Raw genomic sequence first — 15795 nt, forward strand, 5'->3', positions numbered from 1 at the left:
CTGGTTTGCGGGGGCGATAGAGTGCCCGGATGTCTGACGACGACTTCCGGGCCGGTGTGATCAGCGCGGCCGAAGAGCTGGTCCGCGAGCGACTCGGCGCCGACGCCACCGGGCACGACTGGTTCCACGCCGACCGCGTCCGCCGCATGGCCCTGCGGATCGCCCGCGAGGAGGGCGCCGACCTCTTCGTCGTGGAGCTCACCGCGCTGCTGCACGACATCGCCGACTACAAGTTCTCCGGCAGCGAGGAGGCCGGCCCGCAACTCGCGCAGGCCTGGCTCATCGGCAAGAACGTCGAGGCGGAGACGGCCGAGGCGGTCGCGCACATCATCCGGCACCTGTCCTACAAGGGCGCCGGCGTGGCCGACGTCCCGCTGAGCATCGAGGGCCAGTGCGTGCAGGACGCCGACCGCCTCGACGCAATCGGCGCGATCGGCGTGGGCCGCGCCTTCGCGTACGGCGGCTGGGACAAGCGCCTCATGCACGACCCCGACGTGCCGCCCACCATGCACGCCGACGTGGCGGCCTACCGGGCGGCCAAGGGCACCACGGTCAACCACTTCTACGAGAAGCTGCTGCTCCTCAAGGACCGCATCAACACCAAGGCCGGCGCCCGCATCGCCGAGCACCGCCACCAGGTCCTCTCGGACTTCCTCGACGAGTTCCTGGCCGAGTGGGACGCCAAGGATTAAAGGCCGGACAGGTCGAGGCGGATGCCGTCCTCGTGGGGCAGTGACAGGGTGACGACGCCCTCGGCGGCCAGGGCCGCGCGCAGCCGGTGGGTGTCGGCTCCCAAGGTCATGAAGCCGGCCGGGCTCGCGTCGCGCGTGCTGAGGTGGAGGGCGGCCGTGGCGCCGCTGCCGGTGACCGCCTCGGCCGGCTCGATGACCGTCGCGTGGGAGAACGTGACCGTGGACAGGGCCCGCTCCACCGCGCCCGGGTCGATCGGGTGGCCGGGCAGGGCGGCTCTCGGGCCGTCCGGCAGCCGGGCCGCGTCGCGCAGACCGGCCGCGCGGGCCTCGGCCGTGCCCAGGCTGAACATGTCGCTGGCGGCGTCGCGCAGCAGGACCGCCGCGCCGTCGGTGTCGCGGATGCCGGCGCGGGGATAGCCGCGGACCACCGCCACCGGCACCGCGTCGATCTTGCCCTTCACCAGTTCGCCGGCCGCGGCCAGTTCGTCGATCACCGCCATCTGGGTGATCTCGAGTTCGTTGCCGTACGGGTCGGTCTCGCCCCGGTGGTCGCGGACCGGTTCGATGCCGGCCGCGCCCAGAGCCACGTCGGTGAGCCCGTTGCGCCAGGCCCGGCCCATCGTGTCGGAGACGATCACGCCCACGTCCAGGCCCTGGGCGCGCAGGTCGGCCCGCAGACGGCGGGCCGAGGCGTCCGGGTCGGCCGGCAGCAGGACCAGGTGGGTCTTGTCCACGTTGGAGGCGTCGATGCCGGCCGCCGCCATCACGAAGCCGTGGTGGGTCTGCACGATCGTCGTCGGGCCCCGGCGGGCCACCACCCGGGCCGTCTCCGATTCGAGGGCGGCCACCCGGGCGGCGTCGCGCTCCGGGCCGTCGGCCGGCACCTCGACCAGGCGGCCCTCCGCCTTCGACACGATCTTGCTGGTCACGACCAGGACGTCGCCGTCGGCCAGCCACGGCGCGGCCGCGGTGATCAGGCCGGCCAGGTCGTCGCCGGCCACCACGTCGCCGATGCCCCGCACCGGGAGGATCTCGAGCCCGTCAGTCACAAGGACATCCTTCCCGGCCGGCGTGGCCACGAGTCGTGGGGGAGAGCAGCGTCACGCGACGCCGGCCAGTGACAGGGCGTCCGCCACCATCTGCGCGGTGGCCTCCTCGGAGCTCATCCACAGCGGCACGGCCCGCGTCTCGACGCCCGGCACCTGGGCCCCGGCGTCGCTGGAGTCGACCAGCCAGCCGTCGAGCACGCCACCCTCGGAGCGGGGTCCGTAGAGGCGGCCGACCGCGGCCGCGCTCACCTCGACGTCGATGGTGGCCAGGCACTTGTCGGCCATGCCGCGCAGCGGCGAGTCGCCGATGATCGGGGAGACGCCCACCACCGGGGCCCGGCCGCCGGCCAGCGCCTCGCGCATGCCGCCGACCGCGAGGATCGGCGCGACGCTGACGACCGGGTTGCTCGGGGCGATCAGCACCACGTCGGCCGAGGCCAGGGCGTCGAGCACGCCGGGGGCGGGCTTGGCCGCCTCGGCGCCCACGAAGACGAAGCGGTGGGTCGGCACGTCGCCGCGGTAGCGCACCCACCACTCCTGGAAGTGGATCGCCTTGCGCTCGCCCTCGACGTCGGCCACCACGTGGGTCTCGAGCCGGTCGTCGGTGGCCGGCAGGATGGTCACCCCGGGCTGCCATCGGGTGCACAGCGCGGCCGTGACCTGCGACAACGGATATCCCGCGGTGAGCATCTGGGTCCGTACGAGATGGGTCGCCGTGTCCTTGTCACCCAGGCCGAACCACGACGGCTCGGCGCCGTAGGCGGCGAGCTCCTCCTTCACCACCCACGTCTCACCGACGCGCCCCCACCCGCGCTCGCGGTCGTGCGCGCCACCCAGCGTGTACATCACGCTGTCGAGGTCGGGGCAGATCTGAAGACCATGCATCCGTACGTCGTCACCCACGTTGACGACCGCGGTGACCTCCGCGCCGATCGCCTTGGCGTGCGCGCGCACGCCGACGAGGAATTTGGCGCCGCCGATGCCGCCGGAAAGGACCACGATCCGCATGCACCCATCCTCGCGCACGGCGTATCGGTGCACCGTGCGGGCCCGGACTACGCTGAGCGGACCCGACCATCCCCACGTTCAGGGAGTTCCCGTGACCAGCCCACCGCAGCCGCCGCCGACTGGTGACGGCAAGTCGGCTCTCCAGTTCCTGCGCCCGCTGCGCGACATCGCGGTCTACGCGCTCGTGGGCGCGCCCGCGCTGCTGCTCTTCGTGGCGGTCGTCCGGCTCATCCCGGACAGCGGTCTCGGGTTCGGCCCGCGCACGCGGGGCAGCTTCGACGACTTCGTCAACCTGGCCACCATCGTCTTCCCGCTCGCGGCCGTGCTCCTGGCCCTGCTCACCGGGCCGCGGCACCCCAAGGCCCCGATGGTCGTCGTGGCCGCCCTGGTCGAATACGCGGTGATGGCCTTCTTCGGGGTGCTGTTCGGCTTCCTGATCGGCCTGATCAACCTGGCCAGCGACAGCGGCGCCCGCGCGGCGTTCGAGGAGCTGCTGGTGCGCGGCGCCTGGCTCGGCGTCTTCGGCGTGGCGGCGTACGCGGTGTTCCGCATCTGGCAGGGCATGTTCCACGTGCCGAAGCCCAAACCCCAGCCCGGGGTGTACGGCAGTCCGCAGTACAACCAGCCGGGAGCGTTCCCGGGCCAGCCGGGCTACGGCCCGCCCCCGGGCCAGCCGGGTTACCCGCCGCACCCGGGCGGGCAATATCCGGGCGCGCCCCAGCCGGGTGGCTACCCGCCGCCGGGCGCCGCGCCTTACGGCGGCCCGCAGACGTACGGCCAGCCGCAGCCGCCCGCGTGGAACCAGCCGGCCGTCCCGATCCCGGCCTCGGGCGCGCCCGCCTATCCCACGTCGGCCCCGCCCGCGCCCGGCTTCCCGTCGGCACCCGCGTCGGCCCCGCCCGCGCCCGGTTTCCCGCCGGCCCCAGCGCCCGCGTCGGCCTCGCCCGCGTCGGCTCCGCCCGCCTCGGCTCCGCCCGCGCCCGGGTTCCCGCCGGCGCCCGGCTTCCCGCCCGCGCCCGCTTCGGCCCCGCCGGCCCCTCCCGCGTCGCCGTCGCCTTTCTCCGAGCCGACCCAGGTCGTGCCGTCCACGCCGGCCGCCGGTGAGGACCGTACGGAGAAGATCCCCGACGACCGTCCCGGATTCGGCCCCGCCGACCAGGACCCGCCGCGCCGCTGATCACGCCTGGGTAGCCCGGGCGCCGTGTCCTATCCCACTGCGCGCGCCCGGGCACCGCTGGGGCAGCGAAAAGAATTCCGGCCTAGGCTGCTCTGGTGGTCGAGGTCAACGCGGCAGTAGCCAATATCAGCATCACGCCCACCGAGCCGGCGCCCACCGAGGCGCAGATCAAACGGGCGCTGCGCCGGGCCGCCGACGGCAAGGCCGTCGATGCCGAGGAGGCGGCCGCCCTGCTGGCCGCCACCGGTGAGCAGTTCGAGGAGCTCCTGGCCATCGCCGGCGGCATCCGCGACGCGGGCCTGCGCGAGGCCGGGCGGCCGGGCGTGGTGACGTACTCCCGCAAGGTCTTCATCCCCTTGACCCGGCTCTGCCGCGACCGGTGCCACTACTGCACCTTCGCCACGGTGCCGCACAAGCTGCCGGCCGCCTTCCTGGAGCGCGACGAGGTGCTCGCGATCGCCCGCGAGGGTGCCGCCCAGGGGTGCAAGGAGGCCCTGTTCACGCTGGGCGACCGTCCCGAGGAGCGCTGGCCCGCGGCCCGGCAGTGGCTCGACGAGCGCGGCTACGACTCGACGCTCGACTACGTGCGGTCGGTTGCGATCGCCGTGCTCGAGGAGACCGGCCTGCTGCCGCACCTGAACCCCGGGGTGATGAGCTGGGCCGAGCTTCAGCGGCTCAAGCCGGTGGCGCCCAGCATGGGCATGATGCTCGAGACCACGGCCACGCGGCTGTGGTCGGAGAAGGGCGGCCCGCACTACGGCTCGCCCGACAAGGAGCCGGCCGTGCGCCTGCGGGTGCTCGACGACGCGGGCCGGGTCGGCGTGCCGTTCACCACCGGCATCCTGATCGGCATCGGTGAGACCCGGGCCGAGCGGGTCGACGCGATCTTCGCGATGCGCCGGGCGGCCCGCGAGTACGGCCACATCCAAGAGGTCATCATCCAGAACTTCCGCGCCAAGCCCGACACGGCGATGCGCGGCATGCCCGACGCCGAGCTGCGCGAGCTGGCCGCGACGGTGGCGGTGGGCCGGATCATCATGGGCCCGCGGGCCCGGGTGCAGGCACCGCCGAACCTGATCGACGCCGAGTTCTCCCTGCTGCTGCGGGCCGGCATCGACGACTGGGGCGGCGTCTCCCCGGTCACCCCCGACCACGTGAACCCCGAGCGTCCGTGGCCCCAGATCGACCTTCTCCGCGAGAAATCGGCTGACGCCGGTTTTGCCCTGCGGGAGCGTCTCACCATCTACCCCGAGTACGTCCGTCGCGGAGCCGAGGGCTGGCTCGACCCCCGGCTGGCCGCCCATGTGGCCGCCCTGGCCGACGAGGATGGGCTGGCCCGGGAGGGCGCGATCTTGGAGGGCCGCCCCTGGCAGGAGCCCGACGACGCGTACGGCGAAGGTCGCACCGATCTTTTCGCCTCGATCGACACCGACGGCCGTACGTCCGATCGCCGCTCCGACTTCGACGACGTCTACGGCGACTGGACGGAGGTCGCCGCCCACGTCACCACCGACGTCCACGAGACGCTGCCCTCCGACGTGGTCAAGGGTCTCAAGCTCGCCTCGACCGACCCCGCCAAGCTGCTGCTCCCCGAGCACGAGGACGAGGCCATGGCGCTGTTCAACGCCGACGGCCCCGCCCTCGACGAGCTGGCCCGCATCGCCGACGACCTGCGCCGGCACGTGAACGGCGACGACATCACGTACGTGGTGAACCGGAACATCAACTTCACCAACGTCTGCTACGTGGGCTGCCGGTTCTGCGCCTTCGCCCAGCGGGAGAAGGACGCCGACGCCTACCGGCTCTCGGTCGACCAGGTCGCCGACCGGGCCGAGCAGGCGTGGCGGGACGGCGCCTCCGAGGTCTGCATGCAGGGTGGCATCGACCCCAAGATGCCCGTCACGGCGTACGCCGACCTGGTCCGCGCGGTCAAGCAGCGGGTGCCCGGCATGCACGTGCACGCGTACTCCCCGATGGAGATCGTCACCGCCGCCGCCAAGGCCGGCGTCTCCGTGCGGGAGTGGCTCACCGATCTGCGCGACGCCGGCCTCGGCACGATCCCCGGCACCGCGGCCGAGATCCTCGACGACGACGTGCGCTGGGTGCTGACCAAGGGCAAGCTGCCGGCGAGCGCCTGGGTCGACGTGGTCACCACCGCCCATCAGGTGGGCGTCAGATCAAGTTCGACCATGATGTACGGCCATGTCGACCACCCTCGACAGTGGCTCGGCCATTTCCGCGTGCTGGCCGGCATCCAGGATGTGACAGGCGGTTTCACCGAGTTCGTGGCGCTGCCGTTCATCCACACCAACGCGCCGATCTATCTGGCCGGAATCGCCAAAGCGGGTCCCACCTGGCGGGAGAACCGGGTCGTGCACGCGATGGCCCGTATTCTGCTGCACGGTCGGATCGACAACATCCAATGCTCGTGGGTGAAACTCGGCGACGACGGAACGCGAGAAATGCTCAACGGTGGTTGCAACGATCTCGGCGGCACCCTGATGGAGGAAACGATCTCCCGAATGGCGGGTTCGGAGCACGGTTCGGCGCGTACGGTCACCGAATTGAAGGAACTCGCCGCGACGGCCGGCCGGCCTGCTGTGGAGCGGACGACGACCTACGGTCGACGATAGGTCACAAATCGGGTTAAATTGGACTCGTGTGGCCGAGGACGCGTTACCAACCGGGGCTTCGGAGAGATAGGGCAGGAACGGGACCACGACGCGCCGAAGGCGCGCCGGGGAAACGGGCCTATTTATCAGGTTCGGCTTGACGACGCACGTCTTACACGCGTGTAATTTCGGTGGGGTTGTGGGCTGCGACGCCGCAAATGCGTGTCCGGCTCACAAAAAACACGCTGCGTGCGTGGGGGGTCAGCGCCGGCATCGCTGCCGGTGCGGAAATTGGGAGGCACGCCGATGGAAGCGCAGGTTGAAGGGGTCGACCTGCTCGGGGACGCGCCCGAGTGGCAGGAGCGGGCGCTGTGTTCGCAGACCGACCCGGAGGCTTTCTTCCCGGAGAAGGGTGGGTCCACCCGGGAGGCGAAGAGGATCTGCGGTCGCTGCGAGGTCAAGGCCGAGTGCCTTGAATACGCGCTGGGTCACGACGAACGCTTCGGCATCTGGGGTGGACTGTCCGAGCGGGAACGCCGCAAGCTCAAGCGACGGGTTGCTTAAGAGAGTTCGTCGGGGTCCACTCCGAGCAGGTTGGCTACCTGCTCGATGATCACATCGTGAACGAGGTCGGCGAGGTCCTCACGGTCCATCGCCCGGAATTCCAGCGGCCGCCGGTAGAGCACGATCCGTGGGGGGAGCTCCTGCCGGCCGGGGCGGCCGGGCAGCAGGCGGGCCAGTGGCACCTCGCCGTCCTCGAGCACGTCCGAGTCGTAGACGTTCAGATCGGGCGGCACGTCCTCGACGGCGAACTCGACGCCGGCGAGCTCTTTCGCATAGCGGCGCTCGAGCCCCTCGACGGTGTCGAGCACGAGGTCGTCGAAGATCTCGGCTTTGGTGCGGGCCAGGGGAACGGTCGCCGGCACCAGCCGCCCCCGAAGCCCCCGCCCGTGCCTGTCGCGGCGGGCGGGATGACCTGGTCCGGCTCGGCGGGGCGACCGCGCCGGCTGCTCGCTGCGGCTGCGTTCGGGGCTGGTGGTCACCGGACAACTCTAGTCCTCCGACGGTGTGACAGGCCCTCAGGCCGCGTAACAAGCGTGTCGTGCCCGAATTCGCCCCATCGGGGGCGGCGTGTCGGCCAACCATCGCCAATTCGTGATGCATCGTGAGTCGGCGTGTCGCGGCCCTTCCGCGCCCTTGCGGCCCCGCGGAGCGATAAGTTGCCGCCGTGAGGTCACCACGGCGCTGCTCCCGGAACGGCTGTCCAAGACAGGCGGTGGCCACGCTGACCTACGTCTACAGCGACTCGACCGCCGTAGTGGGCCCCCTGGCGGCGTTCGCCGAGCCGCACACGTACGACCTGTGCGAGCCACACGCCCGCAGCCTCACCGCCCCCCGAGGCTGGGACCTGGTGCGCCACGACGGCGACTTCGCCCCGCCGCCGCCCACCACAGACGACCTGGTCGCCCTGGCCGACGCCGTGCGCGAGGCCGCCCGCCCGGTCGCCCCACCCCCGCGCAGCGACGACCAGGACACTCCCGGTCACCAGACCGGCCGCCGAGGCCACCTCCGGGTCATCCCACCCAGCCACTGACCCGGCGCCGCCGCACCCAAGCCAAAACCACCACCTACCCGCAAGCTTCCCAACGGCCCCACGACCTCCGAGCGCTCGGCCGGGGTGTGGGGCGGAGCCCCGCGGTCTTGCCGTTCGACCCCCTACGGCAAGGCGATCAACTGGAATCGCTTCCGCAGATAGGGCAGCAAGGTCCGGTAAGCCGCGATCGTGTCCGGCTGGGCGTAATCGTGGGACAGGATGATCGACCCCGGATGGGTGTGCTTCTCGATCGTCGCGATCACCCGGGCCCGGTGAGCCGCCGACGACTCGCCCTTCTTGTGGTCCCAGTCGCGCGGGTCGAGCTTCCAGTAGATCGACGACATGTGCAGCTTGTTGGCCACCGAGACCAGGCGGGGCGTGAAGTTGCCGCCCGGCGCCCGGAAGTACTTGATCTTCGCGTTGGGCACGGCCCGGAGGATGGCGTTGTTCGTGCGCATCAGGTCGGTGCGGATCTTCGCCTCGGGATCCTTGCCGATCTTCAGGCTGTGGTTCCACGTGTGGTTGCAGAGGGTGTGACCGTCGGCGGCGATCCGGCGTACCAGGTCGGGGAATTTGGCCGCGTTCTTGCCGACCAGGCAGAAGGTGGCCTTGACGTGCTGCTGTTTGAGCATCTGGAGCAGCTGCGGCGTGGTCGCCGGGTCGGGACCGTCGTCGAAGGTCAGCGCGACACCCTTGGACCCGGTCATCGTGCGGCTTCCGGCGGGCCCACCGGCGTACGAGATGCTCTTGCCCGTCGGCTGTTGACCCTTTGCGGGTTTGCCCTTGGGCGGCTTGACCGGGGCCTTCGTGGGTGTCTTGGACGGCGGCGCCGGCTTGACCGCGGCGGCGGACGCCGAGGGGGAGGGTACGGGCGCCGCGACCGGCTCTTCCGGCGTGGACTGGGCGGCGGCCCGGCCGGTCAGGCCTACAGCGAGTAACACCACACCGAGCAGTACGGCCTTCCTGGCCCGCGACATCCGCATCACAACCTCCCCGAACCTTGCGTCTCCCGACGTTGCCGGGTTCGAGGGGCGTTCCGCTACATCTGCGGCGCTTTCGGCACGATCTGGTGAGGTGTCAGTAGGTCGATCAGCTCCAAATAGAAGCGATATAAACCATTTGTCGGCGCGAGCAAGGAAGCGACCGATGACAGCGAGGACCCGGCCGGCTACCGCGAGTACGGGAGCGAGGCGGCTGAAGGTTTTTCGCATGTCTGGCAGGCTGGCATACGCCCGGTAACGGAAGTTCGGCACGCTCGTCCTCTGTGATCCGGCCCAAACGACACAGTGAAGTACGTGCCGGCAAGCTCCCGGGATCAAGGTCGAGACCGGGCCGCACGGCCGGCCCGGCCTCGAGCAGAGGGGGTGTCACTGTGCGAGTTCGGTCAGCTCCTCAGAGGTGAGCAGGCGGGAGCGGATCAGGAACCGTACGCCCTCGGGCGCCTCCAGCGAGAAGCCGGAACCGCGGCCGGGGACCACGTCCACCGTCAGGTGCGTGTGCTTCCAGAGCTCAAACTGCGAGGACGACATCCAGAACGTGATCGGCTCGTCGACGCCCTCGATCTTCAGCGACTCGAGCAGGACGTCGGACTGGCCGGTGCGGAACTCGCCTTCGAGGTAGCACATGGGTGAGCTGCCGTCGCAGCACCCGCCGGACTGGTGGAACATCAGCGGACCGTGTTGCCCCCGCAGCCGCCGCATCATGTCGGCGGCCGCGGGAGTGACATCTACTCTCGTCGCCATCGGTCTAGAAGAAACCCATGGCCTTCGGGCTGTACGACACCAGGAGGTTCTTCGTCTGCTGGTAGTGGTCCAGCATCATCTTGTGGTTCTCGCGGCCGATGCCGGACTGCTTGTACCCACCGAACGCGGCGTGCGCCGGGTAGAGGTGATAGGCGTTCGTCCACACGCGACCGGCCTTGATCGCGCGACCGGCCCGATAGGCCAGGTTGATGTCGCGGGTCCACACGCCGGCGCCGAGGCCGTACAGCGTGTCGTTGGCGATCTTGATGGCGTCGGCGTAGTCGGCGAACGAGGTCACCGAGACGACCGGTCCGAAGATCTCCTCCTGGAAGATCCGCATGGCGTTGTTGCCCTCGAAGATCGTCGGCTGCACGTAGTAGCCGCCGGACAGGTTGCCGCCCAGGTCGGCCCGCGCGCCGCCGGTCAGCGCCTTGGCGCCCTCCTGGCGGCCGATGTCCAGGTACGACAGGATCTTCTCGAGCTGGTCGTTGGAGGCCTGCGCGCCGACCTGGGTGTCGGTGTCGAGCGGGTTGCCCTGCTTCAGGTTCTCGACGCGCTTGACGCCCGCGGCCAGGAAGTCGGGGTAGATGCTCTGCTGGATGAGCGCCCGGGAGGGGCAGGTGCAGACCTCGCCCTGGTTGAGCGCGAACATCGCGAAGCCCTCGAGTGACTTGTCGTAGAAGTCGTCGTCGAGGCGGTTGACGTCCTCGAAGAAGATGTTCGGGCTCTTGCCGCCCAGCTCCAGCGTGACCGGGATCAGGTTCTCCGAGGCGTACTGCATGATCAGCCGGCCGGTGGTGGTCTCACCGGTGAAGGCGACCTTGGCGACCCGGTTGGACGAGGCGAGCGGCTTGCCGGCCTCGACGCCGAACCCGTTGACGATGTTGACCACGCCCGGCGGGAGCAGGTCGGCGACCAGCGACATCCAGTAGTGGATGGAGGCGGGGGTCTGCTCGGCCGGCTTGAGCACGACGGCGTTGCCGGCGGCCAGGGCGGGGGCGAGCTTCCAGACCGCCATGAGGATCGGGAAGTTCCAGGGGATGATCTGTGCGACCACGCCGAGCGGCTCGTGGAAGTGATAGGCCACGGTGTCGTCGTCGAGCTCGCCCGCGGTGCCCTCCTGGGCGCGGATGGCGCCCGCGAAGTAGCGGAAGTGGTCGATGGCCAGCGGGATGTCGGCGGCCAGCGTCTCGCGGACCGGCTTGCCGTTCTCCCACGCCTCGGCGACGGCGAGCTTCTCGAGGTTCGCCTCCATCCGGTCGGCGATCTTGTTGAGGATGTTGGCCCGCTCGGCGGCCGAGGTGCGGCCCCACGCGTCGGCGGCGCCGTGCGCGGCGTCGAGCGCCTTCTCGACGTCGTCGGCGGTGCCCCGGGCGATCTCGCAGAAGTCCTGGCCGGTGACCGGTGACGGGTTGGTGAAGTATTGGCCCTTGGCCGGCGGCACGTATTCGCCACCGATGAAGTGGTCGTACCGGGATTCGTAGCTGACGATGGCGCCCTCGGTGCCGGGCGCGGCGTACACGGTCATGGACTGCCTCCGTACCTGCTTGGGGTACGGGCGACGCTAGTTACGAGGACGTTGCAAGAACGTTGCAAGGCTGTGCTGGCCGGCGTCGCCTCCGGCTCGCAAGGACGGCGGGCGCAGTCCGTATTCCAGGTTGAGTTCGCGGATGCGGGCGCGGGCCAGGGGATTCAAGGGCGAGGTTCGGGCGTACGCCTCCCAGACCGCCAGATCGTCGGAACCCCAGGCCGAGTTCAGCCAGCCTCGCAGCACCTCGGTGTCGCGACTGCCCAGCACCGCCGAGCGCAGCTGGCCGTCGACCAGGCGGCGCAGGCGGACCACGCCGGGAGCCTCCGAGCCGGGGAGCAGCGGCCCGGCGTACCGGCCCAGCGCCTCCCGGACGTTGTTGGCCTCTATCAGGTCGAGAACGTTGCTGAAATCGGCAGCCAGCTCGGGGCGCAGCCGGTAGGGGCGCGACTCCATCAGCTCGGGGCCGAGCGTGCGGCGCAGCCGGGAGAGCTCGGCGCGAATCGTCACCGGGCTCACGTCGTCGCCGTACAACTCGAAACCCAGCTCCTCGCCGGTGCTGCCCTCGGGGTGGGCGAGCAGCAGCACGAGCAACTCCGAATGCCGCCGGCCGAGCCGCCACCGGCGCCCGCCGAAGCTCAACAGCGCCTCGTTGCGGCCCAGCGCCGACACCGTGCCGGCCGTGGCCGGCGCCGTCGCGTGGCTCCGCAGATAGGCCTCGGCGGCCAGCGCGGTCGCCCGCACCAGGGCCAGGCTGTGCGGATTGGCCAGGTGGTCGCCGCCGGTCACGTCGATCGCGCCCAGCAGCCCGCCGGTCGCCGGATCGTGGATCGGGGCCGCGGCACAGGTCCAGCGCTGCACCTGGCGGCTGAAGTGCTCGGTGGCGAAGATCTGCAACGGGTGGTCGACGGCGAGCGCCGTGCCGGGCGCGTTCGTGCCGGCGTGCGCCTCGTCCCAGCGGGCGCCGGGCACGAAGTTCATCCGCTCGGCGCCGCGCAGCACGCTCGGGGTGCCCTCGACCCAGAGGAGCCGGCCGTACGCGTCGCAGACCGCCATGAGATGTTCGCCGTCCTCGGCCAGACCGCCCAGCAGGTCGCGGAAGATCGGCAGGACCCGGGCCAGGGGATGGGCCGCCCGGTACGCCTCCAGCTCGCTGTCGCCCAGCTCGATCGGAGCGGTGCTGTCCGCGCTCGGCAGGGCCACGGCCGACCGCTCCCACGACGCCGCCACCACCGGGCGGATGCCGTTGGCGGTCTTTTCCCCGCCCACGAACCGCTCGTGGGCGCGCCCGACCTGCCGGATGCGTTCGGCCGGGTCGGCGCCGGTGTCGAGGGCAAGCCAGGGGTTGGCCACAGGAGCACCTCCAGGGACACCATCATCGTGACCCGCATCACGCCGGACGACAAGCGCACCCGTAATAGTGGCGCTGCGTGGTTCTGGCTTTTCGGACATCCGGCTCGGCTACTCTCGGCGGGTCATCAAAGGAGCAGGGGGAGCAGTGTCCGATCTGTCCGGCATCATCAAGGCGTACGACGTTCGCGGCACCGTCCCCGACCAGTTCGACGAGAGAACGGCCCGGGCCATCGGCACGGCCTTCGTCGAGATGCTCCGTGAGTCCGGCGACGACGCCGACCAGATCGTCGTGGCGCACGACATGCGCGAGTCCGGGCCCGGCCTGGTCGCCGCCTTCGCCCGGGGCGCCAACGCCAGCGGCACGGCCGTGATCGACATCGGGCTGGCCTCGACCGACCAGCTCTACTACGCCTCCGGCTCGCTCGGGCTGCCCGGCGCCATGTTCACCGCCAGCCACAACCCGGCCAAGTACAACGGCATCAAGATGTGCCGGGCCGGCGCCAAGCCGGTCGGGCAGGACAGCGGCCTGGCCGTGGTCCGCCGCCGCGCCGAGCAGCTGCTCGACGACCTGAACGCCGAGGCCGACGGCCCGTCCCGGGTCGAGGCCCGCGACCTGCTGGCCGACTACGCGGCCCACCTGCGCTCGCTGGTCGACCTGTCCGGCATCCGGCCGCTCAAGGTGATCGTGGACGCCGGCAACGGCATGGGCGGGCACACGGTGCCGGCCGTCCTGGGTGACCAGGTGCTGCCGGCGCTGCCGCTGGAGATCGTGCCGCTCTACTTCGAACTGGACGGCTCGTTCCCCAACCACGAGGCCAACCCGCTCGACCCGGCCAACCTGGTCGACCTCCAGCGGGCCATCCGCGAGCAGGGCGCCGACATCGGCATCGCGTTCGACGGCGACGCCGACCGCTGCTTCATCATCGACGAGAAGGGCGACCCGGTGTCGCCCTCGGCCATCACGGCGCTGGTGGCCAAACGGGAGCTGGCCAAGTTCCCGGGCAGCACGGTCATCTACAACCTGATCACCTCGGCCGCGGTGCCCGAGATCATCACCGAGAACGGCGGCAAGCCGGTCCGCAGCCGGGTCGGCCACTCGTTCATCAAGGCCGAGATGGCCCGCACCAACGCGATCTTCGGCGGCGAGCACTCGGCCCACTACTACTTCCGCGATTTCTGGTTCGCCGACACCGGCATGCTGGCCGCCATGCACGTCCTGGCCGCGCTGGGCGGGCAGAGCCGGCCGCTGTCCGAGTTCGCCGCCGAGTTCGAGCGCTACTCGGCCTCCGGTGAGATCAATTCCACGGTCGACGACGCCCGGGCGCGGATCGAGGCCGTACGCAAGGCGTTCACCGGCGCCGAGTTCGACGAGCTCGACGGCCTGACCGTGTCGCTGCCGGACGGCGCCTGGTTCAACCTGCGAGCGTCCAACACGGAGCCGCTGCTGCGCCTGAACGTCGAGGCCGCGAAGCCCGACCGCATGGCATCGCTGCGCGACGAGGTGCTCGCGATCGTTCGCGGATAGGATCTGAGGGTTCGACAGCCCTTCGCGACAAAAGGAGCCGTTCGGTGGCCCTCGATCCGCAGTTGCTGGACATCCTGGCCTGCCCGGACACGCATCACGCGCCGTTGACTTATGACGCGGGGGCGCAGACCCTCACGTGCACCGAGTGCGGGCGCGTCTTCGAGGTCCGGGACGACATTCCGGTCCTCCTGCTCGACGAGGCCCGCGAGCCGCAGGGGGGTGCCTCCTGATGGCGGGTCCCCTGGAGGGCGGCGCGGCCGGGGTCGCCGGCCACCGGCACGCCGACGAGCGGCTGCTCGACGACGAAAAGGCGATGCTCGCCAACGACCCGGGCGGCATGCTGCGGGCCACGGCGTCGGCCGGCGCCCAGGTGCGCGAGTCGGCGGCGCTGGCCGCCGAGACCGACCTGACCATGCTGATCGACGAGGGCCGCCCCCGCGCGGTCGTCGTCGCCGGCATCGGCACGGCCGGTCTGACCGGCAACATCCTGGCCACCGTGGCCGGCCCCCGCTGCCCGGTGCCGATCATCGGCCACCGCAGCGCGGGCGTGCCCGGCTGGGTCGGCGCGGCCGACGTGGTCATCGCCGTCTCCGCCTCCGGCCGCAGCCCCGAGGCGCTGGCCGCGGCCGACGCGGCCGCCCGCCGGGGCGCCCGCCTGGTCGCCATCGGCAACCCCGACTCCGAGCTTCAGGCGGTGGCCGCCCGCGCCCGCGCGCCGTTCATTCCGGTGCCCCGCCGCGCCCCGGCCCGGGCCAGCCTGTGGGGCCTGACCGTGCCGGTGCTGCTCGCGGCGCGGGCCATCGGCCTGGTCAAGGTGACCGAGGCCGACCTGGCCGAGACCGCGACCCGGCTCGACGCCGACGCCGAGCGCTGCCGTCCGGGCGCCGACTCGTTCGTGAACCCGGCCAAGGAGCTCGCGCTCGGCCTGGCCGGCTCGATCCCGATCGTCTGGGGCTCGTCGCCGCTGGCCACCGTGGCCGCCCGCCGGTTCGCCGACACCCTGGCCGCCAACGCCCGCTACCCCGTGATGGCGGGCGCGCTGGGCGAGGCCGGCCGGGGCCGGGTGGGCCTGCTCGACGGCGTCTTCGGCGGCCTGGCCGAGTCGTCGCGCGACATCTTCGCCGACCCGGACGACGACGAGGAGGACTCGGCCACCACCCGTCTGCGCCTGGTGGTCTTCCGCGACGGCGGCCTCAACCCCGAGGACGACGCGGACGAGCCGGTCGCCGTCGAGGAGCGCCGGGCCGACGCGGTGCAGACCCTGGCCGAGCGCCGCGGTGTGCGCTGCGACGTGCTGACGGCCGAGGGCGGCTCGACCCTGGAGCGGCTCGCGTCGCTCACCTCGGTGCCCGACTTCGCTTCGCTGTATCTTGCTCTGGCGCACGGCCTCGACCCGATGGCCGTTCCCGCGATCAGCGAGATGAAGGAGCTGTCGAACCCGATGCCTGAGGCTATTCAGTGATGGAGCGCAGCGGAATCACCGATGACTCAGCGTGCTCCGGCGCTTGCGGCGAG

At 71.2% G+C, this 15795-nt stretch carries 15 protein-coding genes; 8 read left to right on the top strand and 7 right to left on the bottom strand.

Annotated features, from left to right (window positions below):
- The first annotated feature begins 29 nt into the window (after positions 1-29).
- Positions 30-692: an HD domain-containing protein gene (locus tag ACQP2X_RS04965; protein WP_498694658.1), complete on the top strand. Its 663-nt coding sequence runs from the start codon at positions 30-32 to the stop codon at positions 690-692.
- Here ACQP2X_RS04965 and ACQP2X_RS04970 read toward each other — a convergent pair.
- Positions 689-1741, bottom strand: a complete 1053-nt coding sequence (locus ACQP2X_RS04970) for a coenzyme F420-0:L-glutamate ligase (RefSeq protein WP_498694661.1) — start codon at positions 1739-1741, stop codon at positions 689-691. The two genes, ACQP2X_RS04965 and ACQP2X_RS04970, sit on opposite strands and share 4 nt — an antisense overlap.
- Before the next feature lie 51 nt (positions 1742-1792).
- Positions 1793-2749, bottom strand: a complete 957-nt coding sequence (gene cofD / locus ACQP2X_RS04975; RefSeq protein ID WP_498694663.1) for a 2-phospho-L-lactate transferase — start codon at positions 2747-2749, stop codon at positions 1793-1795.
- 91 nt (positions 2750-2840) lie between these two features.
- Here cofD and ACQP2X_RS04980 point away from each other — a divergent pair, with 91 nt between their 5' ends.
- The 3 genes from ACQP2X_RS04980 to ACQP2X_RS04990 all read left to right on the top strand — a co-directional run bounded on the left by ACQP2X_RS04980 (position 2841) and on the right by ACQP2X_RS04990 (position 7102).
- The gene (locus tag ACQP2X_RS04980; protein ID WP_498694665.1) at positions 2841-3926 is read left to right on the top strand and encodes a hypothetical protein; all 1086 of its coding nucleotides are present in this window, start codon (positions 2841-2843) and stop codon (positions 3924-3926) included.
- Positions 3927-4021: 95 nt separating this feature from the next.
- Entirely contained in the window at positions 4022-6559 is a 2538-nt protein-coding gene (locus tag ACQP2X_RS04985) for a bifunctional FO biosynthesis protein CofGH (RefSeq protein WP_498694667.1), read from the top strand.
- A gap of 285 nt (positions 6560-6844) precedes the next feature.
- Positions 6845-7102 (top strand): WhiB family transcriptional regulator, encoded by a 258-nt coding sequence (locus tag ACQP2X_RS04990; protein ID WP_014688021.1) that lies wholly within the window; start codon positions 6845-6847, stop codon positions 7100-7102.
- On the opposite strand, the gene ACQP2X_RS04995 is transcribed toward ACQP2X_RS04990, so the two are convergent.
- The gene (locus tag ACQP2X_RS04995; protein WP_212986377.1) at positions 7099-7464 is read right to left on the bottom strand and encodes a metallopeptidase family protein; all 366 of its coding nucleotides are present in this window, start codon (positions 7462-7464) and stop codon (positions 7099-7101) included. The two genes, ACQP2X_RS04990 and ACQP2X_RS04995, sit on opposite strands and share 4 nt — an antisense overlap.
- Before the next feature lie 302 nt (positions 7465-7766).
- On the opposite strand from ACQP2X_RS04995, the gene ACQP2X_RS05000 reads away from it, so the two are divergent.
- Complete coding sequence (locus ACQP2X_RS05000; RefSeq protein WP_498694669.1) at positions 7767-8132, top strand: DUF3499 domain-containing protein; 366 nt, start codon at positions 7767-7769, stop codon at positions 8130-8132.
- A 122-nt stretch (positions 8133-8254) separates the two neighbouring features.
- On the opposite strand, the gene ACQP2X_RS05005 is transcribed toward ACQP2X_RS05000, so the two are convergent.
- The 4 genes from ACQP2X_RS05005 to ACQP2X_RS05020 form a co-directional block, all read right to left on the bottom strand.
- Positions 8255-9115, bottom strand: a complete 861-nt coding sequence (locus tag ACQP2X_RS05005) for a polysaccharide deacetylase family protein (protein WP_498694670.1) — start codon at positions 9113-9115, stop codon at positions 8255-8257.
- Positions 9116-9499: 384 nt separating this feature from the next.
- Complete coding sequence (locus ACQP2X_RS05010; RefSeq protein WP_498694672.1) at positions 9500-9874, bottom strand: DUF779 domain-containing protein; 375 nt, start codon at positions 9872-9874, stop codon at positions 9500-9502.
- Between the two features lie 4 nt (positions 9875-9878).
- Positions 9879-11402, bottom strand: coding sequence for an aldehyde dehydrogenase (gene adh / locus ACQP2X_RS05015; RefSeq protein ID WP_498694674.1), 1524 nt, complete (start codon positions 11400-11402; stop codon positions 9879-9881).
- A gap of 36 nt (positions 11403-11438) precedes the next feature.
- The gene (locus ACQP2X_RS05020; RefSeq protein WP_498694675.1) at positions 11439-12755 is read right to left on the bottom strand and encodes a transcriptional regulator; all 1317 of its coding nucleotides are present in this window, start codon (positions 12753-12755) and stop codon (positions 11439-11441) included.
- Positions 12756-12900: 145 nt separating this feature from the next.
- On the opposite strand from ACQP2X_RS05020, the gene ACQP2X_RS05025 reads away from it, so the two are divergent.
- From ACQP2X_RS05025 to ACQP2X_RS05035, 3 genes are read left to right on the top strand one after another with little or no spacing between them, the layout of a single operon-like run.
- A complete protein-coding gene (locus tag ACQP2X_RS05025; RefSeq protein WP_498694677.1) occupies positions 12901-14280 on the top strand; it encodes a phosphomannomutase/phosphoglucomutase in 1380 nt (459 codons plus the stop codon).
- A 44-nt stretch (positions 14281-14324) separates the two neighbouring features.
- The gene (locus ACQP2X_RS05030; RefSeq protein WP_097319345.1) at positions 14325-14510 is read left to right on the top strand and encodes a Trm112 family protein; all 186 of its coding nucleotides are present in this window, start codon (positions 14325-14327) and stop codon (positions 14508-14510) included.
- Positions 14510-15742 carry an SIS domain-containing protein gene (locus ACQP2X_RS05035; protein ID WP_498694680.1) on the top strand — a complete coding sequence of 411 codons (1233 nt, stop codon included), beginning with the start codon at positions 14510-14512 and terminating at the stop codon, positions 15740-15742. Before ACQP2X_RS05030 ends, ACQP2X_RS05035 begins: the two co-directional genes overlap by 1 nt.
- Positions 15743-15795: the final 53 nt, after the last annotated feature.

The sequence above is a fragment of the Actinoplanes sp. CA-131856 genome (genome assembly GCF_050956135.1).
GTDB lineage: Bacteria > Actinomycetota > Actinomycetes > Mycobacteriales > Micromonosporaceae > Actinoplanes.